At 70.8% G+C, this 22620-nt stretch carries 21 protein-coding genes; 2 read left to right on the top strand and 19 right to left on the bottom strand.

Translation table 11 applies throughout. From position 1 onward, the window contains the following. Positions 1-11: 11 nt before the first annotated feature. The 9 genes from AC3CF1_RS19080 to AC3CF1_RS19040 form a co-directional block, all read right to left on the bottom strand. Entirely contained in the window at positions 12-800 is a 789-nt protein-coding gene (locus AC3CF1_RS19080) for a glycerophosphodiester phosphodiesterase (RefSeq protein ID WP_355160435.1), read from the bottom strand. 10 nt (positions 801-810) lie between these two features. Continuing rightward, positions 811-1146: a rhodanese-like domain-containing protein gene (locus tag AC3CF1_RS19075; protein ID WP_354983274.1), complete on the bottom strand. Its 336-nt coding sequence runs from the start codon at positions 1144-1146 to the stop codon at positions 811-813. Between the two features lie 58 nt (positions 1147-1204). Then, the gene (locus AC3CF1_RS19070) at positions 1205-2167 is read right to left on the bottom strand and encodes an LCP family protein (RefSeq protein WP_355160434.1); all 963 of its coding nucleotides are present in this window, start codon (positions 2165-2167) and stop codon (positions 1205-1207) included. Between the two features lie 176 nt (positions 2168-2343). Next, on the bottom strand, positions 2344-3627 hold the full coding sequence (locus AC3CF1_RS19065; RefSeq protein ID WP_488450963.1) for an LCP family protein: 1284 nt from the start codon (positions 3625-3627) through the stop codon (positions 2344-2346). Positions 3628-3807: 180 nt separating this feature from the next. Further along, positions 3808-5034 carry an LCP family protein gene (locus tag AC3CF1_RS19060; RefSeq protein ID WP_354983277.1) on the bottom strand — a complete coding sequence of 409 codons (1227 nt, stop codon included), beginning with the start codon at positions 5032-5034 and terminating at the stop codon, positions 3808-3810. A 76-nt stretch (positions 5035-5110) separates the two neighbouring features. Then, positions 5111-6088, bottom strand: coding sequence for an NAD-dependent epimerase/dehydratase family protein (locus tag AC3CF1_RS19055; protein ID WP_355100171.1), 978 nt, complete (start codon positions 6086-6088; stop codon positions 5111-5113). Between the two features lie 80 nt (positions 6089-6168). Then, a complete protein-coding gene (locus tag AC3CF1_RS19050) occupies positions 6169-7860 on the bottom strand; it encodes a solute symporter family protein (protein WP_210791664.1) in 1692 nt (563 codons plus the stop codon). Further along, entirely contained in the window at positions 7838-8203 is a 366-nt protein-coding gene (locus tag AC3CF1_RS19045; protein ID WP_088950720.1) for a DUF485 domain-containing protein, read from the bottom strand. Before AC3CF1_RS19045 ends, AC3CF1_RS19050 begins: the two co-directional genes overlap by 23 nt. Positions 8204-8379: 176 nt before the next feature. After that, positions 8380-9009: a flavin reductase family protein gene (locus AC3CF1_RS19040; RefSeq protein ID WP_488452103.1), complete on the bottom strand. Its 630-nt coding sequence runs from the start codon at positions 9007-9009 to the stop codon at positions 8380-8382. A 532-nt stretch (positions 9010-9541) separates the two neighbouring features. Between AC3CF1_RS19040 and AC3CF1_RS19035 the strand changes: the two genes are divergently transcribed. Further along, positions 9542-10327, top strand: coding sequence for a helix-turn-helix domain-containing protein (locus AC3CF1_RS19035; RefSeq protein WP_488450962.1), 786 nt, complete (start codon positions 9542-9544; stop codon positions 10325-10327). Next, positions 10324-10530, top strand: coding sequence for a DUF397 domain-containing protein (locus AC3CF1_RS19030; protein ID WP_210791660.1), 207 nt, complete (start codon positions 10324-10326; stop codon positions 10528-10530). The genes AC3CF1_RS19035 and AC3CF1_RS19030 overlap by 4 nt, the downstream gene beginning before the upstream one ends. Here AC3CF1_RS19030 and AC3CF1_RS19025 read toward each other — a convergent pair. The 10 genes from AC3CF1_RS19025 to AC3CF1_RS18980 form a co-directional block, all read right to left on the bottom strand. Further along, on the bottom strand, positions 10527-12221 hold the full coding sequence (locus AC3CF1_RS19025; protein WP_354983281.1) for an ABC transporter permease: 1695 nt from the start codon (positions 12219-12221) through the stop codon (positions 10527-10529). The genes AC3CF1_RS19030 and AC3CF1_RS19025 overlap by 4 nt on opposite strands. Next, positions 12206-12970 (bottom strand): ABC transporter ATP-binding protein, encoded by a 765-nt coding sequence (locus AC3CF1_RS19020; protein ID WP_088950716.1) that lies wholly within the window; start codon positions 12968-12970, stop codon positions 12206-12208. The genes AC3CF1_RS19025 and AC3CF1_RS19020 overlap by 16 nt, the downstream gene beginning before the upstream one ends. 92 nt (positions 12971-13062) lie before the next feature. Next, the gene (locus AC3CF1_RS19015) at positions 13063-14703 is read right to left on the bottom strand and encodes a sodium/solute symporter (RefSeq protein ID WP_210791646.1); all 1641 of its coding nucleotides are present in this window, start codon (positions 14701-14703) and stop codon (positions 13063-13065) included. A gap of 1 nt (position 14704) precedes the next feature. After that, positions 14705-15118, bottom strand: a complete 414-nt coding sequence (locus AC3CF1_RS19010) for a DUF485 domain-containing protein (protein ID WP_231927173.1) — start codon at positions 15116-15118, stop codon at positions 14705-14707. Between the two features lie 44 nt (positions 15119-15162). Beyond that, positions 15163-16731, bottom strand: coding sequence for a DUF4153 domain-containing protein (locus AC3CF1_RS19005; RefSeq protein ID WP_488450961.1), 1569 nt, complete (start codon positions 16729-16731; stop codon positions 15163-15165). A 206-nt stretch (positions 16732-16937) separates the two neighbouring features. After that, positions 16938-18020: a HAMP domain-containing sensor histidine kinase gene (locus tag AC3CF1_RS19000; protein ID WP_488450960.1), complete on the bottom strand. Its 1083-nt coding sequence runs from the start codon at positions 18018-18020 to the stop codon at positions 16938-16940. Continuing rightward, positions 18017-18694 carry a response regulator transcription factor gene (locus AC3CF1_RS18995; protein ID WP_088950714.1) on the bottom strand — a complete coding sequence of 226 codons (678 nt, stop codon included), beginning with the start codon at positions 18692-18694 and terminating at the stop codon, positions 18017-18019. Before AC3CF1_RS18995 ends, AC3CF1_RS19000 begins: the two co-directional genes overlap by 4 nt. A gap of 183 nt (positions 18695-18877) precedes the next feature. After that, entirely contained in the window at positions 18878-20950 is a 2073-nt protein-coding gene (locus AC3CF1_RS18990) for a carboxypeptidase regulatory-like domain-containing protein (protein ID WP_488450959.1), read from the bottom strand. Between the two features lie 166 nt (positions 20951-21116). Beyond that, on the bottom strand, positions 21117-21779 hold the full coding sequence (locus AC3CF1_RS18985) for a DUF5701 family protein (protein WP_488450958.1): 663 nt from the start codon (positions 21777-21779) through the stop codon (positions 21117-21119). Between the two features lie 64 nt (positions 21780-21843). Then, a complete protein-coding gene (locus AC3CF1_RS18980; RefSeq protein ID WP_088950711.1) occupies positions 21844-22605 on the bottom strand; it encodes a LytR/AlgR family response regulator transcription factor in 762 nt (253 codons plus the stop codon). Positions 22606-22620: the final 15 nt, after the last annotated feature.

The raw sequence follows: 22620 nt of genomic DNA, 5'->3' as shown, positions 1-22620 counted from the left end.
ACCCCCGCCCGTCAGCGGCCCAGCCGGGCGAGGGCGTACGCCGGCCGGTCGGTGATGATCCCGTCCACCCCGGCGGACAGCACCAGCTCCAGGTCGGTGGGCTCGTTGACCGTCCAGACGTACACCTCGTTGCCGGCCGCTTGGAGCGCGGGCAGCAGCTGCGGACGGCCCCGGACCAGGCCGATGCCCGGCCCGGCGATACGGGAGCCGAACGGCAGCCGGCCCAATCGCAGCCAGGGCGGCAACACCTCCAGCAACAGCACGGTGGGCAGCGTCGGGGCGAGTTCGCGCACCCGGCGGACCGCCAGCGGGGAGAACGACATCACGGTGACCTGCACCCTGTCGTCCGGCGCCGGGTCGGCCAACCCGTAGCGTCGCAGCAGGCTGACCAGTCGGCGTTCCACGTTCGAGCCGTAGCGGGACGGGTGCTTCGTCTCGACCAGCAGCCGGACCGGCCGGCCGGCGTCGAGCACCGCGTCCAGCAGCCGGGCCAGGGTGAGCAGCCGGGTGTGCGAGTCGTCCGGCGGCAGGTCGCCGCTCGGTGCGCCGCCCGGATGCCACGAGCCGAAGTCCAGTGCGTCCAGCTCGGCGAGCGTACGCGCGCTGACCAGACCGCGACCGTTGCTGGTGCGGTCGAGTCGGCGGTCGTGTACGCAGACCAGGTGCCCGTCCCGGGTCAGCCGGACGTCGCATTCCAGGCCGTCGGCGCCCTCGTCGAGAGCGCGAAGGTACGCGGCGAGGGTGTGCTCGGGAAGGTCGTACGAGGCGCCGCGGTGCGCGAAGACCAGTGGCCCGCCCATGCCGTCCGCCTCAGATGACCTGGCCGGGCTGCCCGTTCGCGTCGACCACCGGTCGGCCGACGGCAGCCCACTGGCGCATCCCGCCGTCGGCGTTGCGCACCTGCTCCCAGCCGTTGTTGATCAGGTAGGCGACGACCTGGGCGGAGCGGCCGCCGGAACGGCAGACGACCGCCACCTCCCGGTCGGTGGGCACCTCGGCCAGCCGTGCCGGCAACTCCATCATCGGCAGGTGGTGAGCGGTGGGGGCGTGGCCGGCCGCCCACTCGTCGTCCTCCCGCACATCCAGCACGTAGGTCTCGTCGGCGATCTCGGTCACGGGCACGGTGGGAACCTGGGGTCCGAACACAGGAAGCAACACTAGATCCTCGTCGGCCGGTTCGGCACCGACCCGGCCGACGACACCGTCACAACCGGGTCACCCAGCGGGGGTTGGCCTGCGCCCAGGAGGGCACCCGGGTGCCGCGAACCGCCTCGAAAAGCCCGTTGCCCCCGTTGTCCAGCACGACGTACGAGACCTCGTCGATGGTCTGCGGTGACGAGGGCACCTGGACGCCGCGCATCCCGTCGGGCGGCAGCGCGCGCAGCGCGAGGAGCAGGTCCTCCAGGGGTACGCCGTTGGTGTCGACGGTCAACGACCCGCCGACCGCCCGGAGCACCTGGTCGAGCTTGATCGGGTTGCTGCGGAGGTCCGCCCTGCCGGCGCTGTCCAGCATCGCCCGGAGCAACTGTTGCTGGTGGTGCTGCCGGTCGTAGTCGCCGCCGGGCAGGTCGTAGCGCTGCCGGACGTAGTCCAGTGCCTGTGCCCCGTCCATCTGCTGACAGCCGACGGGAAAGACCCGGTTGGTGTGGATCGAGCGGACCTCGGTGTCCACGCACATCTGCACCCCGCCGAGCAGGTCGATGACCTTGCGGAAGCCGGAGAAGTCGATCAGTGCGGCACCGTCGAACCGGATGCCGGTGAGCCGGGTCAGCGTGGCGGAGAGCAGTTGGGCGCCGGCCTGCCCACCGCCGCCGTGCTCGTACGCCGCATTGATCTTGTCCTGGCCGCCGCCGAAGCCGTTCCCGGCGGGGATGGGGACCAGCAGGTCTCGGGGAATGGAGACGAGGTAGGCCTCCCGCTGGCCGGCGGGTACGTGCACGATGAGGATGGTGTCGGAGCGTTGGTCCGGCCCGCTGCCTCCGGGGCGGCGGTCGGAGCCGACCAGGAGGTAGTTGAGCGGCCCGTCCAGGTCGGTGCGGTCGGTGCGGGAGTCGGCGTCGAGCAACTGCTCCTTGCTCACCGTTCGCTCGTACCGGTTGCTCAGTGTCCGGATCCCGGCCAGGGCGAGCCCGGCCAGCAGGACGAGGACCAGGCCGACGCCGAGCATGATCCGCGACCCGCGGGCGCGGTGTGCTCGGGCCGACGGGGCCGCTCCGGCCCGGTCCGCCGCGTTCCGTCCCCACCTGGACGTGACCGCCTCCCCGCAGCCGATACGTGAAACCTGCTCACGTCAGGCTACGGGCGGTGACGATGCCGTCGCTGGGTTTTCGCGACTCCCGGCCGTCACTTGCGGTTGGAGATCACCTCGGGGTGGGTGAAGACGAACTCGGCGAGCTTGTCCTGCTTGACCGCCCGGAACATCTCCTTGGTCTCCTCGTTCAGACCCTCGGTGTTGTTGCCGTTGGCGTGGAAGGTGCCGTTGTTGGTCTTGAGCATGGTCAGCTCGTTGCCGGTGACCCCGCGCATGGTGAAGATGAAGTCCTCGATCGGCACGCCGCCGGTGTCCAGCACGGACGCCTCGCCGGCCGCCTTGATCAACTGCTTGATCTTGGCCGGGTTGGTCAGCATCCCGCGGTCGGTGGCCTTCTTGGCCATCGCCTTGATCAGCTGCTGCTGGTTCTGCTGGCGGTCGTAGTCGCCGTTGCGGAGGGTCTTGCGCTGCCGGGAGTAGTCCAGTGCAGCCCAGCCCTCCATCTCCTGGCAGCCCTTCTTGTGCACCACCGGGGTGCGCGCCTTGCCGGTCTTCTTGGCGTCGGCGTTCCACATCGGCTTGCCGTCGACGTACGACATGTGCAGCGACTTGACTTCCTGGCTGACGCAGATGCGCACCGTGCCCAGGGTGTCGATGACGTTCTTGAAGCCACCGAAGTTGATGATCGCCGCGCCGTCGAAGCTGATCCCGGTGAGGCGCTTGATCGTCTGGGCCATCAACTGCGCGCCACCCTCCCAGCCGCCACCGTTGCGGGCACCCGCCTGGAACGCGGCGTTGATCTTGTCGGTGCCGCCGGTGAAGCCGCTCTTCGGGAACGCCGGGATCTGCGCCTCGGTGTCCCGGGGGATGGAGATCAGGTACGCCTGGTCGTGCGTGGCCGGGATGTGCAGGATGATGATGCTGTCCGAGCGGACGTCGTCGGCGGCCCAGCGCTCCCGGGCGTCCACGCCCAGCAGCAGCATGTCGATCGGCCCGTCCAGGCTCGCCCCGCCCTCGGCGTCGGACTTGCCGGCCCCACCCAGCAGGTCGCGCTGGGCGATGCCGCCGGTCGCCTGCCCGATCACCACCTTGCTGCCGACGATGGCCGCCCCGCTGCTGAGCATCAGCACCGCCCCGAACACCACTGTCAGCCGGGCCCAGAGGGGGTCCTTGCGCTTGGTCCCCTTCTTCGCCGACCCACCGCCACCCGCGCGGCCGCCACCCCCACCCGAACTGCCGCCGTCGCCACCGCCGGGTGGACGACCGCCCGGTCCACCGCCCGCGGGGCGTGGCTGCACTGGTATGGCCGCAGAGATCCGGCCGCTGGGCGCGGCAGACCCGGAGGAGGAAGGGCGACGACTGGCCTGAACCGGCATTCGTGCTCCAGCTCGTGATCAGGAGGGGGCGGCACCACTGTACGGACATGAAAACGACTTGGCGAGTTCATCTCGGATCAATCGGATGTCGATCTTCCCGGATTCAGTCGATCGTCGCCACTCGATGACCCGAACGGCGGGTTCGCCGCCGGGCCGTCGGCAGCGGGGTGCCCGTCACGGTCAGCCGCCGGCGTTGCCCTTCGGCGGGTTGGCCTTGACCCAGTCCGCCATGGTGTCCGCCGACATGGCCTTGTACATGGCAAGCGCCTTCTCCCGGTCCGAGACGACCACCGACTCGCCGTTTCTCGTCTCGCTGCCCGAGTTCGGGCTGGTCACAAAGGTGAGGTTCTGGCCGCGCAGGTTGCGGAACTGCAGCGCCATGTCTGTAACCGAGAAACCCTGGTCAACGGTTACGGCCGCGGTCACCGACTGGAGGAAATCGTTGAGCTTCTTCGGGTTCGCCAGCGTGCCGCTGCTCGCCGCCTTGTCCATCAGCGCCCGAAGGAATTCCTGCTGGTGCCGCATCCGGGCGAAGTCCCCATCCGGGAACTGCTTACGCTGCCGGATCCAGTCCAGAGCCTCCGCGCCGTCCATGTGGTTGGTGCCCTTGGTGAACGTCCGGTACGGCTTGTGGATCGAGGTGACCGTCCGCTCCACCTTCAGGTCCACCCCGCCGAGGGCGTCGGTGACCTCCTTGAACCCGCCGAAGTCGATCGCCATCACATGGTCGATCCGCACGTCGGTGAAGCACTCCACGGTGCGCACCGCCAGCGGCAGCCCGCCGAAGGCGAACGCCGCGTTGATCTTCGCGCGCTCACCGGAGTCGCAGTCCGCGCCGGCGCTCTCCGGGATCGGCACGTAGAGGTCACGCGGAATGGAGACCAGGTAGGCCTCCTGGTGGTCGGCCGGGATGTGCATCACGATGACCGTGTCGGCGCGCCACTCACTCCTGGTGTCGACAGGCGCGTCCGGGTCCCGTGAGTCGCTGCCGACCAGCAGGATGTTCAGCGCGCCGTCGACGGCCTTGACCGGCCGGCCACCGGTGATCTCCGCGAACGGGTCGGTGCGGGCCAGGTCGTTGTTGAGGTTGCGGGCGTAGAGCCAGGCCCCCACGCTGCCGAGCAACGCCAGCACCAGCACCGCGACCCCGGCCACCAGGGCGATCCGACCCCAGCGCGGTCGCGGGCCACGCCGCCCGGAGCCGCCGGCACCACCCGGGCCGCCGGGCCCACGTGGCCCCGTCGGGCCGCCGGGCCTCGGCTCCTCCTCGTCGTACGACGGGTAGAAGCGTGCCTCGGTCGGACGGGCACGCCCGGAGGCGCCCCGGTCGGGGCCGGGCACCGACGCGCGCCCGGCGCTGCGGTGCAGGTACGGATGCGGGACGCCGGCAGACGAAGTCGCGGACATGTAACTCAGGGTACGTAGCGGGAGCCACCGCCGCCTTCAGGCGACACTCAGCGGCAGGCGGTACGCGGTGAACTGGTTACCCTAGCCGTGCCCGGAAGTGCTCAATCGTGCGTCGCAGGCCATCTTCGGGCGCGACCGTGGGCTCGTATCCGAGCAGTTCACGGGCGAGCGTGAGATCGGGGCGGCGCATCTCCGGGTCGTCCGAGCTGCGGGTGACGTAGGTCACCTCGGAGCTGCTGTCGGAGAGCGACACGATCAACTCGGCGAGTTGCCGCATGGTCAGCTCGTGCTCGGTGCCGCAGTTGACCGGGCCCGTCTCGGTCGAGTCGAGCAGCAGCAGGATGCCCCGCACCAGGTCCTCGACGAAGCAGATCGAACGGGTCTGGTTGCCGGTGCCGTGCACGGTGATCGGCTCCCCGCGCAGCGCCTGGGAGATGAACGTGGGGATGGCGCGGCCGTCGTCCGGGCGCATCCGCGGGCCGTACGTGTTGAAGATCCGGACGATCGCCCCGTCGAGCCCGCGGTAGCGGTGGTACGCCATCGTCGCGGCCTCGGAGAAGCGCTTGGCCTCGTCGTAGACGCTGCGGACCCCGATCGGGTTGACGTTGCCCCAGTAGGTCTCGCGCTGCGGGTGCTCCTTCGGGTCCCCGTACGCCTCGGAGGTGGAGGCCATCAGGAACCGGGCGCCGTCGGCGACCGCGCGCTCCAGCAGGTGCAGGGTGCCCACCGAGCCGACCCGGAGGATCTCCACCGGCAGTTGCGCGAAGTCGGTGGGGCTGGCCGGCGAGGCCATGTGCAGGATCGCGTCGAACCGCTCGGCCAGCGCCGGGTGGTCGGTCGGCAGGCCGTCGGAGAGGTCCGCCTCGACGAGCGTGAAGGTGGGCCGGTCCAGCAGGTGGGCGACGTTCTCCTTGGAGCCGGTCACGAAGTTGTCCAGCGCCACCACCGTGCAGCCCCGGGCGATCAGGGAATCCACCAGGTGCGACGGGACGAAACCGGCGCCGCCGGTGACGAGAACGCGGTGACCGGAACCGAAGCGCTCAGCAACCTTCATGCCGGTCAGCCTACCGACCCCCGTTTGCACGAAGAGGCCCCCTGTTGAGCACAGGGGGCCTCTCGTGACGAGCGCTCGGATCAGTGGGCGCCGGAGCCCGTGAGGGCCCGCACCTCCAGCTCCGCGTACTTGTCCTCGTCGTGCTCCTTGGAGATGACGGTGCCGATCCACCCGCACAGGAAACCGAACGGGATGGAGAGGATGCCCGGGTTGGACAGTGGGAACCACTGCCAGTCGTGGTCCGGGAACATCGACGTCGCCGCGCCGGAGACCACCGGCGAGAAGAACACCAGCAGCACGGCCGAGACCAGACCGCCGTAGATCGCCCACACCGCGCCGGAGGTGTTGAACCGCCGCCAGAAGAGGCTGTAGAGGATCGCCGGCAGGTTGCCCGAGGCGGCGACCGCGAAGGCCAGCGCCACCAGGAACGCCACGTTGAGGTTCTGTGCGTAGATCGACAGGGCGATCGACACCGCGCCGATCACCAGGGCGGAGATCCGGGCGACGCGTACCTCCTGCCGCTCCGACGTGTCACCCCGCTTGATGACGTTGGCGTAGAAGTCGTGCGCCAGGCTGGACGACGAGGCCAACGTCAAGCCGGCGACCACCGCCAGGATCGTGGCGAAGGCGACCGCCGCGATGATCGCCAGCAGCGCCGCACCACCCAGTTCGCCGCCGAAGAAGTCGATTCCGAGCGCTTCGGCCAGCTGGGGCGCCGCGGTGTTTCCGGCCTTGTCCTGCGCGGTGATCGCCGCGCTGCCCACCAATGCCGCCGCACCGAAGCCGAGGGCCAGGGTGAGCAGGTAGAAGGTGCCGATGATGCCGATCGCCCAGAGCACGCTCTTACGGGCCGCCTTCGCGGTCGGCACCGTGTAGAAGCGGATCAGGATGTGCGGCAGACCGGCGGTGCCGAGCACCAGGGCGATACCCAGCGACAGCAGGTCCACCTTGTTGTAGAAGGTCTGCGTCGAGTTGCCGGCGACCTCGACCCCGTACCGCAACCCGGGTTCGAGGAACGCGCTGCCCTTGCCGGACGCCTCGGCGGCCTGGCCCAGGAGTGCCGACAGGTTGAAGTTGAACTTCGCCAGCACCAGGATCGTCATCAGCAGCGCGCCGCCCATGAGCAGGAACGCCTTGACGATCTGCACGTAGGTGGTGCCCTTCATGCCACCCACGGTGACGTAGATGATCATCAGAGCGCCGACCATGATGATGGTGGCGATCTTCGCGGTGGCCGCGTCCATGCCGAGGAAGGTCGTGCCCGGCTTGATGCCGAGCAGCAGCGCGACCAGCGCGCCGGCGCCCACCATCTGGGCCAGCAGGTAGAAGATCGACACCGTGATGGTGGAGACCGCCGCCGCCGTACGCACCGGACGCTGGCGCATCCGGAAGGCCAGCACGTCGGCCATGGTGTACCGGCCCGAGTTACGCAGCAGCTCCGCGACCAGCAGGAGGGCCACCAGCCAGGCGACCAGGAAGCCAATCGAGTAGAGGAAGCCGTCGTAGCCGTAGAGCGCGATGATGCCGGCGATGCCGAGGAACGACGCGGCTGACATGTAGTCGCCGCCGATCGCCATGCCGTTCTGGAAACCGGAGAAGGACCGGCCGCCCGCGTAGAAGTCGGTTGCCGTCTTGGTCTGCCGGCTGGCCCAGATCGTGATGGCCAGGGTCACCGCCACGAAGACCAGGAACAGCGTGATGGTCAGGTTGCGGGCGGTGTGATTGCCCGCCTCAGCCGCGAGGAACGTCTCAACCGCGTGAACCGTCTTCACGGGTCACCTCCCCGATCTCGGCGCGGATCCGGTCGGCGATGGGGTCGATCTTCCGGTCCGCGTACCGGGAGTAGAGCCAGGCGATCAGGAACGTGGAGACGAACTGGAGCAGGCCGAAGACCAGCGCGACGTTGATGTTGCTGCCGAACAGCTTCGTGCCCATGAAGTCCCGGGCGTACGCGGAGAGAATGACGTAGAGCGCATACCACAGGAAGAACGCGACGGTCATCGGGAAGACGAAGCCGCGCAGCGCACGCCGCAGCCCGGCGAACTCGTCCGACCGTTGTACGGCCAGGTACTTGTCCGACTGGGAAGCGGCCGGAGCGGGTGTGTCCGTGGACATCTGTGGATCACCACCTTCACAGGCGTCAGAGGGAGTTTCGCGCACCGTAAAGAGCGCGCTCCCCGACGGGGAAGGCCGAGATCGACGTCGGTCGTCGAGTGCGCCGAGCGGTTGCCTGGCTGCGCCGAGTGACTCAGATCACCCCGGTGACCGGTCGGTCCCCGGGGGTCGCCCGTTCAGCTCGGCAGCTCGTGGTACCGACCGCGATAGTGCAGCAGCGGAGCGGCCTCCTCGGCCAGGTCGACAGCCTCGATGGTGGCCTCCACCAGCAGGCCCCAGCCGTACTCCCGGGCGGTGTCCAGCCGGCACGCGGCCCAACCGCCCGCGTCCGCCGGCACCGGCCCGTAGGGCGTCTCGATCCAGGTGTCCGCGGCGAAGAGCCCGCCCGGAGAGGGGAACAGGCCGGCGAACCGGTCGGCGAGCTGCCGGTGCGGCGGTCCGAGCGGCGTGACAGCGAACCGGCCCGCCTCCTCGGCTGCCGCCCAGAAGTCGGACTCCGCGTCGATCAGCCCGACCAGCCGGTCCGGCTCCCCCTCGGCGACCAGGGTGGACGACACCGTGAGCCCGGCCGGGCCGGGGGCCGTCCAGAGAGTCACCGGCGCGGCGAGCCGGCCGCGCAGTCGACGTACCGGCGATCGCTGCCCGCTCGGCACCGCGAACGGATCGGTGGAATGGATCTCGGCGCCCGGCTCATGATTCACGTGAAACATTGTGCCGCCCCGGGCCCTCGCCCAACCAAGGAAGCGCTCGTGCAGGTCGGCGGGGCGCTCGTTGAGGCGGGCGAGTTGATCGCCCGCCTCCGCCATCGCCGAGCCCAGGTAGACCAGCAGCCCCACACGGTCGTGCCGGTACTCGGCGAGCAGCGCCAGGCGGGCTGGCACGGCCAGAGCGCGCCGCAGCCCCGACACCGCCACAGCGGCCGCATCGGCAGGTGCGGGCGGCTCACCGGTGACGCTCCACGTCACGCTCCAAGATCCGAGCAACTTCCCGGATGTTGCTGCCTCCGACACGCGGGAGGCGCCAACAACTCTGATGTTGCGCGGATCTTGGCCACGAGCACCTGGCGCGGGCGGCCGCGCCGGTGGCACGACGCTTCCGGACGGCGCCGTGCCCGTTCCTGCCACGGATGAACCCGAACATGGCGGATCTCCTCCCGATCGACGAGGGCCGCCCCGATCGGGGGGATGACCAGGGCGGCCCGAACGCAGGACCGGACGCCGGGACATCGCCTCCACCGGCCGGGCCGCGTGTCATCCACCCTGGACCGAGAGGCGCGGAGAGGGGAGGATGCCAGGGCTTACTACGCAGCGGGGTCACGTACTTACCGGAGAGGTAAGGATGAACGTCGAGATGTGGGTACGGGCGTTGAAGGCCGCCCGAGCCGGTGCCGAGGTGTCCCAGGAGGCTATGGCTTCGCTGACCAAGTGGAGTCCGTCCACGGTGGCCGCCATCGAGACCGGGCGGCGTCGGCCGACAATGGAATTCGCGGTCGCCGCCGACGAGGCCCTCGCCACCGGCGGCCTCCTCGCCGAACTCCTCAAGGCTGCGGACCAGGAGCGCGGCCCATCCTGGTTCGTCCCGTGGCGCGGATACGAGCAGCAGGCGACGCGCCTACGTGCCTTCGAGGCATGCCTCGTGCCCGGTCTTCTCCAGACCGAGGAATACGCCCGCGCTGTCATCTCGGCCGGTGGACTGCATCCGCCGGCTGTGGTCGACGAGCTTGTTGCGGTTCGGTTGGAACGCCAACTGCTGCTGTCCCGGAGTATGCCGCCGTATTGCGTTTTCCTGGTGGACGAGACGGGCCTTTACCGGCCGGTGGGCGGCCCGGCCGTGCTCGATGCCCAGCTTGGCCGATTGCTTGAGGTGGCCGACCTGCCGTTCGTCCGGTTGCACGTCATCCCACTGAGCGTCGGGGAGCATGTCGGCTTCGGGGGCGGCTTCGTGTTCGCCGATCTGCCAGACGGGGACAGGGTGCTCTACCTGGAGAATGCCGCTCGCGGACACGTTATTGACGACCCGGAGATACTCCGATTGATTGATCGCAAATGGGATAGCCTCCTCGGCGAAGCACTCTCCACAAGCGCCTCAATGGATCTGATCCGGAAGCTGAAGGTGACACCATGACGCTCAACGAACCACATTGGCGCACCTCCACTCGGTCGACCGACTCCGGCGGCAATTGCGTCGAGGTGGCGGACAATCTGCCCGGCGTCGTGCTGGTTCGGGACAGCAAGGACCGCTCGGGCCCGACCCTCACCTTCGCTCCGGCCGCCTGGCGTGGCTTCGTCGCCGACGCTGCCCTGGCCCCCAGCCGGCAGACCGGCTAGCGGCGTGGGGTGACCGTGGCCAGCAGTTCCGGTTGGCGGCGGTCCAGGACGTCACCGGCCAGGTACGCGCCCAGCAGCGCCGCCCCCAGCCCGTACGCCGCACCCACCGGCAGGGCCAGCCAGAGCCAGGCGTCGCCGAGCAGCGCAGCGGCCACCACCATCGGCACCGCCGCGACCGCCGAGGCGAGCATGGCCAGCAGGGTGAGCAGCCCTTTCGCCATACCCGCGCCGCTGTTCATCGCGAACGGGTTGCTCGTCTCCGGCAGCGAGTATGCCCCGAGCACCGAGATCAGGCTGTTCACCGCCAGCCCGGCACCGTAGGTGGCGACCAGGCCGCCGATGGTGAGCCCGATCCACTCCGGTCGGCTGAGCAGAAACGACAACACCACCGCGACGACGCCCAACATCGGCAGCACGTACAGCGAGAAGGCTGTCATCCGGGCCCGCAACTCGACCTGGCCGGGCACCCCGGCCACCACGTTCGTCGCGTACGCGCTGCCGTCGAAGCCGAACTGGTTGGCCAGGGTGACGGCGGCGAGCACACCCACGAGGAGCATGGAGATGGTGACCACGACCGGTGAGCTGTCGCTGGCGGCCGCAGTGACCCCGGCACCGTCCTCGAACGCGAAGTCCCCGCCCGTAACGTTGATCAACACCGGCACGAAGATGCCGACCACCGCGATCGTGATCAGGTTGGCCCGGCGGCGGGCGTCCCGCCACCAGTAACGGGCCTCCCGGGCGACCAGTGCGCCGAACCGGTCCCGACGGGCCCAGCCGGCGACCTTGGGGAAGAGTTGGGCGATCGCGCCGCCGGTGACACCGCGTTGCACCGGAGCCTTACCGGCGCTCGCCGCACCCACCATCGCCGACTCCAGCGACCGTGACCACCAGGCCAGCAGGGCGCCGAGCGCCACCACCGTGATCAGCAACTTGACCGGGGCCGCCCACACCCGCCCCTGGGCGACGTCGATGCCGGCGGTCCACGGCGCGCCGAACGGCGTCCAACCGATCACCGTCGCCACGCCGGTCAACCGGGTCCAGTCGGCCTCCCGCAACGCGGCGAGACCGAACACCTGCAACGGACCGAGCAGCGCGGCGGTCACCGCCAGCAGCACGGCCGCCAGGTCGCGGACCCGACGGGACCGCAACATGGTCGCGAAGGCGCTCGTCACCGCCCGGCTGGCGGCCACGCAGAGCAGCAGCCCGGCGATCACACCGACCACCGCCACCAGCCCCGCCGACCAACCGCCCAACGACCAGGCGGTGAGCACCAGCCCGAACGACGCGATCAGCACCGCCAACACCGGCACGCTCACCAGAGCTGCCGCGAACAGGCCGGTCACCAGGGTGCGGCGGGGCAGCGGCAGCAGCGCGAACCGGGCCGGGTCCAGTGTCTCGTCCACACCGAAGAAGACCAGCGGCAGGAGCAGCCAACCGAGCACCAGCAGCCCACCGCCCGCCGCCGCGACCAGCACCGCGTACTGGCCGTCACCCGTCAGGCCGGGCAGGGCAAAGAGGAAGAAGCCGCTGGCGGCGAACCAGAGGCCGAGGAACACGCCACCGATGAACAACGCGATCCGCCAGCCCTGGCCACGGAAGTTGTTGCCCATCACGCGCAGCTTGAGTCGTACGAAGTGCCGGGCGGAGACCGTGCGTACGGGAGCGGCGTCCGTGCTCACCGGGACAGCCACGACAGCTCCTCACCCGTCGCGGTGCGCCCGCCGACCACCTCGACGAAGACCTGCTCCAGCGAGCGGTCACCACGGACCTCGCCGATCGTCCCGACCCGCTTGATGGTGCCGCTGGCCAGGATCGCCACGTGCGAGCAGAGCCGTTCGACGACCTCCATCACGTGACTGGAGAAGACCACGGTGCCGCCGCCGGCCGCGTACCTGGTGAGGATGTCCCGGATCAGCGCGGCGGAGACCGGGTCGACCGCCTCGAACGGCTCGTCCAACACCAGCACCCGAGGGCCGTGCAGCAGCGCGCAGGCCAGGCCGATCTTCTTCTTCATGCCCGCCGAGTAGTCCACCACCAGCGTCCGACCGGCGTCGCCGAGCGCCAGCACGTCCAGCAGCTCCGCGGCCCGCTGGTCGACCACCGCCGGGTCCATCCCCCGCAACAAACCGTTGTACGCCAGCAGCTCCGCACCGGTCAGCCGGTCGAACAGGCGCACACCGTCGGGCATCACGCCGAGCAGCCGCTTGGCGGCCACCGGGTCCTGCCAGACGTCCTGCCCGAGCACCCGGGCCGAGCCGGCGTCCGGGCGCAACAGCCCGACCGCCATCGACAGGGTCGTCGTCTTGCCGGCGCCGTTCGGGCCGAGAAGGCCGTAGAAGGAGCCGGCGGGGACGTCCAGGTCGACGCCGGCCACCGCGATCGTGCCGTCGAACCGCTTGGCCAGGCCACGCAGTGCGAGCGCGGGGTGCTCAACAGTCATGCGCCGACGTTATCCGCCGATCGGCAGCTCTGTCGTCCCGCGACGGGCGGACCCGAGATCATCCCCGAGGTGGACAGGCACCTCAGAGCGCTCTACATCCGGAGGGCTTCCGGTGTGTGTAGGCGGAGCATGGTCGCCGCGACGTCGGCGGGGGCGCGGCGGCGGGTGGCCATGGACACCGCGACCATCACGGTGAAGGCCAACGGCACCGTCCAGGCGGCCGGCTGGGTGGTGAGCGTGGCCGGCCAGCCGGACAGCGGCGGGCCCAGCACCGTCACCAGCACCGCGCCGATCGCCGCCCCGCCGCCGACCAGCACACCGGCGGCGGCGCCCAGGTCGGTCAGGCCACGCCACCAGATGCCGAGCACCAGCAGCGGGCAGAAGCTCGACGCGGCGACCGCGAAGGCCAGCCCGACCACCTGCGACACGTCCAGTCCGGAGACGTGCAGCGCCAGCACCGTCGGCACCGCTCCGGCGATCACCGTGGCCAGACGGAAGCCGCGTACCGAGCCGCGGCCGAGCACATCCGTCGAGATCACCCCGGCGACGCTGGTCAGCAGCCCGGACGACGTGGAGAGAAAGGCCGCGAACGCGCCCGCCGAGACCAGCGCGGTGAGCAGCCGCCCGACCGTCCCGTCGCCGAGGGCCGCGCCGGGCAGCAGCACCACCACCGCGTCGGTCTGCCCGCTGACCAGCAACTGCGGGGTGTAGATCCGGCCGAGCACCCCGTACAGGGTGGGCAGCAGATAGAAGGCACCGACCAGGGCCAGCACGACCAGGGTTGTCCGGCGGGCCGCCGCGCCGTCGGGGTTGGTGTAGAAGCGGACCAGCACGTGCGGCAGGCCCATGGTGCCCAGGAACGTGGCAAGGATCAGCGAGTACGTCCCGAAGAGCCCCCGGTCGTCGTCACCCGCGGCGCTGGGCAGCAACCAGTCGCTGGCGTCGGCGGCCACCCCGGACACGTCCGGCACCGGGTCGCCGGCGGCGAAGGTCAGCTCGTCGCCGGGGCGTACCTCCCGGATCTCGCCGTCGGGCAGGGTGAGGGTCGCGCGGTGCTCGACCACGACGGTGGTCGCGACCCGGAACGTCGGCCCGTCGGGCGGGGTCACCGCCGGGCGGCCGTCGGCCTGCCACTGCAACGCCAGGAAGATCACCGGTACGGCGAGCGCGGTCAGCTTGAGCCAGTACTGGAACGCCTGCACGAAGGTGATCGCCCGCATCCCGCCCAGCGCCACGTTAGCGGTGACCACGGCGGCCACCAGCAGGGCGCCCACCGGGTACGGGGAGCCGGCCACCGTTGCCAGCGTCAGCCCGGCGCCCTGGAGCTGCGGCACCAGGTACAGCCAACCGATGAAGATCACGAAGGCGGTGGCCAGGATGCGCAGCCGGCGGGACCCCAGCCGCAGCTCGCAGAAGTCGGGCAGGGTGAACGCGCCGGAGCGGCGCAGCGGTGCCGCCACGAAGAGCAGCAGGGCGAGGTAGCCGGCGGCGAACCCCACCGGGTACCAGAGCACGTCCACGCCGTCCTTGAGGACCAGGCCGGCGATGCCCAGGAAGCTCGCCGCCGACAGGTACTCCCCGCCGATCGCGGCCGCGTTCCACGTCGGGCTGATCGCCCGCGACGCGACCAGGAAGTCCGACGTGGTCCGGGCCAGCCGCAGCCCGTAGAAGCCGATCCCGACGGTGACCAGGGTGACCGCCACGATGGCCGGAACCACGAAATCGTTGCTCACCTCAGCGCTCCGGCCGCTGCACCAGGTCGCTGAAGTCCTGCTCGTTGCGCTCGGCCAGCCGCACGTACGCCCAGCCCACCCCGATCAGGAACGGGAAGGAGGCAACCCCGAGCAGCAGCCACGGCAGGTTGACGCCGGCGATGGTGGTCCGGCCCAGCGACGGCGCGATGGCGAACAGCCACGGCAGCCCACCCAACCCGATGACCACCACCAGCGAGAGCCGCAACGCCAGCGCGAGTTGGGCCCGGACCAGGCCGCGGACCAGCGCCTCACCGACCTGGGTCTGCTGGGCCAGCTCGGCGCGGGTCCGTTCGGCGCGGGTGTCCTGCCGGGTGATCTCGGCCAGCACGATCCGAGCCCGCCGGGGCGGCGGTACCGCACCGCCCGACCCCACGTCAGGGAGTTGCTTGGCCACCCCGGCAGTCTCGCCCGCCGCGCGGGATTGTCAAGCCGCGAAGGTCACCAGGACCGGCCACCGTTGCAGTCGGCCCGCGCGGTCAGCGGGATGCTGCTGAGTTCACGCCGCGCCCGATCCCGGCCGAGGTTCGTCCCCCACAGGCCGTCCGAGGGCAGCTCGGCGGCGATCTGCCCCAACGCGCAGACGCGCATCGGCTCGGGCAGCCGGGCCAGTGCCGGTACGGCGTCCGCCGACAGCCCGGACAGGTAGGTGACGTCCAGCCGGCCGGTCTGCAGGTACCGGTCGACGTTCCGGTCGGCGATCAACCGGTCCGGGTTCACCAGGGCCAGTCCGAGCAGGGCCAGCACCGCCGTGCCGATCACCAACCGGGGCAGCCAGTCGGCCCGCAACCGCACCACCGCCACCCCGACCAGCACGAAGAGCAACCCGAGCCAGAGTTCGATGGTCGCCACCACGAGCCGTAGCCGGGTGGCGCCGTAGGCGTCCGCGTAGACCTGCATCCGGTACAGCGCCGAGGCGACGATCACCAGGGTGAGCCCGGTGAGCGTGCCGAGCAGGACGCGCACCAGCAGGCGGTCCGCCCGGGTGGCCTTCGGTGCCCGGCGGGCGGCGATCGCGATCACCAGCAGGGTGAGTGCGGTGACGGCGAGCAGTTGCCAGAACCCGCCGCGGGCGTACTGGGCGTAGGTGAGCCCGGCCGTGCGCAGGACGTGCCCCGCTCCGCCGAACAACACCGTCAGCTGGACCAGCACGAACACGCTGAACAGTGCGACCAGCAACACCAGCGGGAGGGTCCACTCCAACCGGTGAGCCGGTCGGGGTGGTGTCGTGCGCAGCCCCTCCAGATCGGGTGGACGGCTGACCAGGAACGCGCCACCGAGGAGGGCTCCGCCGATCAGCGCCAGCCGCGCCAGCCAGCCGAGCACTCCGACCGACGAGACGTCCGGCAGCAGGCCGGTGACCAGGTTCTCGAAGACCGCGTCGGCGGAGGAGAAGAGCAGACCGAACAGCAGCAGCAGGCCGGCCGAGATCGCCAGGCTGGTCAGGATGCGTCCGACCGCGATACCGGAGGTGGCCGGCTGTCCGAACCGCAGCCCGCGTACCGCCCAGGGGAGCGCCCGTACCGTCGCGGCGGGCGGCAGCGTCGCGGCGACCAGCATCCCGAGCGGGCTTCGCCCACCGGTCACCGCGAGCGTCCCGGTCACCGCGGCCGCGAGCAGGCAGAGGGCGAAGAGCCAGCCGGCGGCCCGGACCGTGCCGACGGCGACCAAGGCGACCGTCGCGGCAGCCCAGGCGACCTGTGCCGCCCGCCCCGGTGCCCCCGTGGCACCGGGACGGGCGGTGGTCGCCGCGGCTGGCGGAGCCGGCGTGGCGGTCGGTGTCGCGGCGACCGTCCCGGGGCTCGTCGGCCCGGATGGTGCCGCAGGCGTGGGGGTGTTCGTCGGCCCGGGTGGCACCGCGGCCGTGGGGGTGTTCGTCGGAGGCGTGGCGGTGGTGTTCAGCGCGGCGGTGACGAGGGCGGCGGTGCTGGCCAGCGCGGCCACCAGCCAGCCGAGACCGGGACGAACCATCGTGAGCGTGGACGCGCCGACGACGGTCGCTGCCGTCAAGGCCGCCAGGACCAGAGGTCGGGCGGAGCCGGACGGCCCTGGCCAGCGGCGCGCGATCAGTGACGGCGGCCTGGGCAGGGCCGGCGTGACCGGCCACGGTTGGGGCCGACCGGTGGCCGCCGGGGCAACCGTGCCGGGTCTGACGGGTGGGGGGATCTGCGCTCCGGTCGGCCCGGTGGCCGGAACGGGAACGCTGCCAGGGCTGGTCATGCGGCCTCTTTTCGGTGTGGCCCGTCGATCGGGATGGTGACCTGGATGCGACAGCCGGGCTGGTCTCCCCGGTGCGGTCCGACCGGATCGAGGACCCGGATCTGGCCGCCGTGCAACTCGACGACCCATCGCGCGATCGCCAGACCGAGACCTGTCCCGCCGCCGGCCGCCCGGTCGCCGCGGGTGAACCGCTCGAAGACCCGGGAACGCTCGTCCGCCGGAATGCCCTGGCCCTCGTCGCTTACCTCGAACCGGAGCTGGTCACCGTGTTCCTCGGCGCTGACCCGCACGACGCCGCCGGGTGGGCTGTGCCGCGCCGCGTTGTCGAGCAGGTTCGCGAACACCTGGTGCAACCGCCACGGGTCCGCGTCGACCGTCAGCGGTGTCAGCAACTCGCGAAGCTCGAAGTGCACGTCCATGCCGGCGCCGGACGCGCTGGCCGTCGCGTGCTCCACCGCCTCGTCGAGGAAGTCCCACACGCCCATCCGCACCCGCCGCAGCGGCACCACCCCGGCGTCGAGGCGGGACAGGTCGAGCAGGTCGGCGACGAGGTGTCCGAGCCGTTCGGTCTGGGCCAGCGCCGAGCGCAGCGCCGCGGGCTCGGGATCGGCCACCCCGTCCACCATGTTCTCCAACACGCCCTGCAACGCGGTGATCGGCGTACGCAGCTCGTGCGAGACGTTGGCGATCAGCTCACGCCGGCGCTGGTCCGCGGCATGGAGGTCGGCGGCCATCTTGTTGAACGCCTGGGCCAGCTCACCGACCTCGTCGCGGGAGGTGGCGCGGACCCGTCGTGTGTAGTCGCCCCGGGCCATCGCGCCGGCCGCCGCCGTCATCTCCCGCAGCGGCGACGTCATCCCGTGGGCGAGGACCTGGGAGGTGAGCAGGGCGACGGCGATGGCGGTCGCCGAGGTCACCGGTGGTGGCCAGCCGATGCCGTACGAGAAGTACCCGAGGCCGGCCGCACCGGAGACGACCAGCAGCACGCCCAATTTCAGCTTGATCGAGCGCACCGGATCCAGCGGGCGGGGCAGCAGTTCCAGCACCCGGTCCAGGCGGGTGGGCAGGGTGGCGGTCACGACGGCAGCTCCAGGGCGTAGCCGACCCCGTGCACGGTGCGGATGAGATCGGCGCCCAGCTTGCGGCGTAGGGCCTTGATGTGGCTGTCCACAGTGCGGGTGCCGCTCCCGTCGACCCATCCCCAGACATCGGCGAGCAGCCGTTCGCGGGGAAGCACCGTGCGGGGCCGCCCGGCGAGGTGGACCAGCAGGTCGAACTCCGTCGGCGTGAGGTGCACGTCCGCGCCGTCGCGGCGGACCCGCCGCTCAGCCTCGTTGATCTCGATGTCGCCGAGGCGGATAGCTGGCGGCGCGGGGGTGGCGGCCCGATCCACCCGGCGCAGCAGGACGTGCACCCGCGCGGCCAGCTCCCGCATCGAGAAAGGCTTGGTGAGGTAGTCGTCCGCACCGACCGCGAGCCCCACCAACAGGTCCGTCTCGTCGTCGCGTGCGGTGAGCATCAGCACCGGCACCGCACGGTCGGCCTGGATCCGCCGACACACCTCCAGGCCGTCGAAGCCGGGCAGCATCACGTCCAGGACGACGAGGTCCGGCTGGCCGCTGCGAAACTGCTCGACCGCGCTGGGCCCGTCCGCCGCGATCTCCACGCTGAAGCCCTCGGCGCGGAGGCGGGCGGCAATGGATTCGGCGATGGTCCGTTCGTCCTCGACCACCAGTACCCGGCGTTGCGTCATGGGTCTCGACTGTAGGGAGCCGCCGTGGAGATCAGTGGGTGGCGTTGTGAATAACCTGTGGAGAACGGTTCACGGCTGTGGATAACTCCGCCACCATGCCGGCTGGCCGCTGCCAGAACCTGCCTTCCCCGGGCACGGAGCAGGGCCGGTGGCACGCGCCGCCGGCCCCGCCACGTCGAACCGTCAGCTGGTCGGTACGACCAGGTCCACGGACATGCTGCCGCTGGCCGGGACGGTGAAAAGCCCCAGCTTGCGGGTGCCGTCCGGCTGGGTGACCAGGTAGCGACCGTCGAACTGCTTCTCACCGAGCGATGTGTTGTATGTGAAGAAGATCCGCTGCGGTCCCTTGAGGCGCAGTCTGAACTGCCCGTCGGTGAGCCACACGTTGCCCGCGATGTCGCCCGTGTCGGCACTGCGGGCGATGATGAAACCGCTGGTGAAGGGCGTGCCGTCCGGCGTACGGAAGGTGCCGGTCAGCTCGACGCCCTGGTCGAGTTGAACGTTGTGGGTGGCGGCCGCCCCGGCGGTCACCGTCACCGGGGTGGCGGTGAACCGGCTGGTCTTGTCACCGGACCACTCACTGGCGTACGGGTTGGCGGCGACCACCAGCGGCCACGCGTACGGGCCAAGCCGCTTGAGCGTGTAGACGCCGTGCTCGTCGGTGGTGGCGTCCTCGGCGCCGACACCGGGGTGAGCGGTCAACACCGACACGCCCGCGTTCGGCACCGGCTGCCCCGTCGGATCGGTGACCGTGCCGGTGATCGTGCCGGCCCGGTCCATCTTGACCTGCGGCCCGGTGACGACCTGGCCAGCGGTCGCGGTGACCGCCACCGCCTGCCGCTCGTCGCCGGTGCCGCCGTCGGCACCGACCCACTGGCGGCCGTAGGTGTCGTTACGCGGCACCGCGAGGAGCTTGTAGTTGCCGGCGGCGAGTGGTCCCACCTGGATCTTGCCGTTGCGGTCACTGCAGTCGCCGTAGCCGTCCCCGAGCGACGCCTGCTTCGGCAGGAAGGTGTCCAGGCAGATGTCCGCCACCGGTGCGCCGCTCTGCCGATCCACGATGGTGGTGCTGATGACCGCGCCGGGCCGCATCTTCACGGTCAGCTTGGTGTCGCCGTTCGCCTTCACCCGCACCCCGGTCACCTCGCGGTTGAAGTGGAGCCGGTCCGGTGCGTCCAGGTAGAGGGTGTGGCGACCCTGCGGCAGGTCGGTGACGGTCACCGTGCCCGTGCCGTTGCTGCACACCGACTCGGCGCAGAAGTCGGCGATGGGCGCGCCGGTGACCGAGTCGACCGCCTGCAGGGTGACCGAGCCCGTGCCCAGCAGTGAGTCCGTGATCGTCGTCTGCTGACCGCCCCGCACCTCGATGTGGTCGGCTTCCTCGGACGTCAACTTGCCGCGGTAGTACTGCTGCCGGTCGCCGGCGAACAGGCCGACGATGTAGGAGCCCGGGAGCAGTTGCGCGCTGAACTCACCGTTCGCGTCGGTCTGCAGGTAGGCGCCGCTGGCACCGGTGGTGGCGCTGACGATGACCTGGGCGTCGGCGAGCGGGGCACCGGCGGCAGTGGTGAAGCGGCCGCTGAGGCCGCCCGCCGGCAGCGCCGTCTCGTTCACCACGGTCGTCTCGTCCGTTTTCACGTCGAAGACGCTGGCGCTCTCCCGGTCGGTCGTTCCGGGCACGTACTGCACCTGGTCGGAGCCCTGGATCGGCTGGAGGCTCAGGATGTAGCGGCCCGGCCGCGTGACGAAGGTGAACCGACCCTGGTCGTCCGTGCGACCCCCGGCCAAGGCGTCCGTGTCGACCTCTCGGGCGTCGATGGCCAGGTCGGGCAACGGGTCACCTGCGGCGTTGACGATCTGGCCGCTGATGGTGCCCGTGCTGAAGAGCTGATCGTCGGCCCTTGCGGTGCCACCGGCGGTGACGGTCACCGGGGTGGCGTCCCAGATCGTCGAATGCTGGCGGTAATACTGCCCAGGTTGCTCGAGCGGGAAGTAGCCCACCAGGTACGAGCCTGCGGGCAACCCGGAGAAGGTGTAGTTGCCGTCGGCGTTGGTGCTGGTGTCGTCGACGTAGTTCCAGCTCTCAGTCTCGTAGACCAGCACTTGGACCTCGGCGGCGGGTGTGCCGGTGCTGGCGGTCAGTCGTCCGCTGATGGCACCCGTTGCCGCGGCCTGTGCCGGTGTGGCACCGGGCAGCACGAGTGCCGCCACGATGGCACCGGCCAGCAGGGCGCGGCGGGCTGGGAACAGCTTCATGGATTTCCCCACGTGAGGGTGGCGGGGCGGCCTGAGCAGGCTCCGCCCACACCGACCCTGCGCCCCGTAACGGAATCGGCACTCGGAGAATAGGCCATCGGCTATGTCAGCCGGGAGGGCCGGTCAGGCGGAACCGCGCGGCCGGTCATCCCTCCTCAGCGGACGGTCACTCCAGGCCGACTCGCTCCGGCCGAGCCGACGCGGAGCCGAGCCAGGTGTGCGGGTTGCCGTACCAGCACCAGCCCAGTTTCGGCGCGCCCTGGCTGATCCAGAGCGCAGGCACCCGCTTGTCGCCGCAGCGGGACCCGACGAGCGAGAAGCACCGGTTGCTCGCCAGCGCGGCCGGGTGCAGCGTGACGAAGGCCAGACCTTCGTCGATGGTGAGCGGCAGCCGACCCTGGGCGGTGATCCCCTCCATGGCGGTGGCCGGGGCCAGGTTGCGGAACTCCTCGCCCCGGTCGACGTCGAAGAGCAGGTACGCCGGTCCGGCCGGCACCTCCAGCTCCTTGATCGGGTCGAAGCGCGGCAGATCGTCCTCGGCGTAGTGGCGGTCCAGGACGCCTGGCTTGCGTTTGCCGGCCAGCGTGGTGAGCTCCAGTCGTTCCTGCACACCGACCAGGTCGCGGGTGATGACCAGCAGGAAGGGCACCCGGGCGTCGGTGGGGGCGGACAGCCCGTCGGCACCCTCGATCGCCCTCGCGCGCAGCGGCGCGACCCTCTCGCGGAAGGCGCTCTCGGGCAGCCCGGCGAGGGCGGGGTAGCCGAGCTGGACCAGTCGGTCGACCTGACGGTCGAACTCGGTCTCGGCGTCGAACGGGGAATCAGTCACGGCAGCCTCCGGAAGTCGTACGGACTAGCGTACAACGTACGGCAGCTGTCGTCTCATTCCCGGATCAGCGACTCCAGTCCTGCTTCGCGGCCCTGACCAGCTTGTCCTTCAGCTCCCGGGTGTGCCGCCGGCTCACCGGCAGCTCGGTGGAGTCGATCACCACGACGTAGCCGGAGTTGACCAGCCGCAGCTCTGCGATCAACTTCAACTGCACCAGGTACGACCGGTGCACCCGGACGAAACCGGCATCCGCCCAACGCTCCGCCAGTGTGGCCAGCGAGACCCGCACCAGGTGCGACCCCTCGGCGGTGTGCAACCGGGCGTAGTCACCCTGCGCCTCCACCCACCGCACCGCCGAGCGGGGCAGCATCCGCGTGGTGCCGGCCAACTCGATGGGGATGGTCGGGTCCTCCTCGGCGCGGGCCAGCGCCGCCGGGTGCGACGGCACCACCCGCGACCCGATCACCCGACGCAGTGACTCGGCCAGCCGGTCGGCGCGAACGGGTTTGCGCACGTAGTCGGTGGCACCCAGGTCGAAGGCATCCACCGCGCCGTCGTCGTACGCGGTGACGAAGACGATCGCCGGCGGCCGGGCGAACCGGCGCAGCACCCGGGCCAGCTCCATCCCGTCCAGCCCGGGCATCCGGATGTCCAGGAAGACCACGTCCACGTCACCGTCCCGGAGCAGCCGCAGCGCCTCCGTCGCGTCACCGGCCGTGTGCAGCCGGGCCACCCGGGGGTCGGCCCGCAGGTGGTACGCCAGCTCGTCGAGTGCGGGCGGCTCGTCGTCCACCGCCAGCACTCGCAGAAAACCGGACGCGTTCACCGCACCCGTCCCGCT

The sequence above is a fragment of the Micromonospora sp. MGP-C2 genome (genome assembly GCF_057766525.1).
Note: the sequence above shows the minus strand (reverse complement) of the source record. Positions and strands in the feature narration are given on the sequence as shown.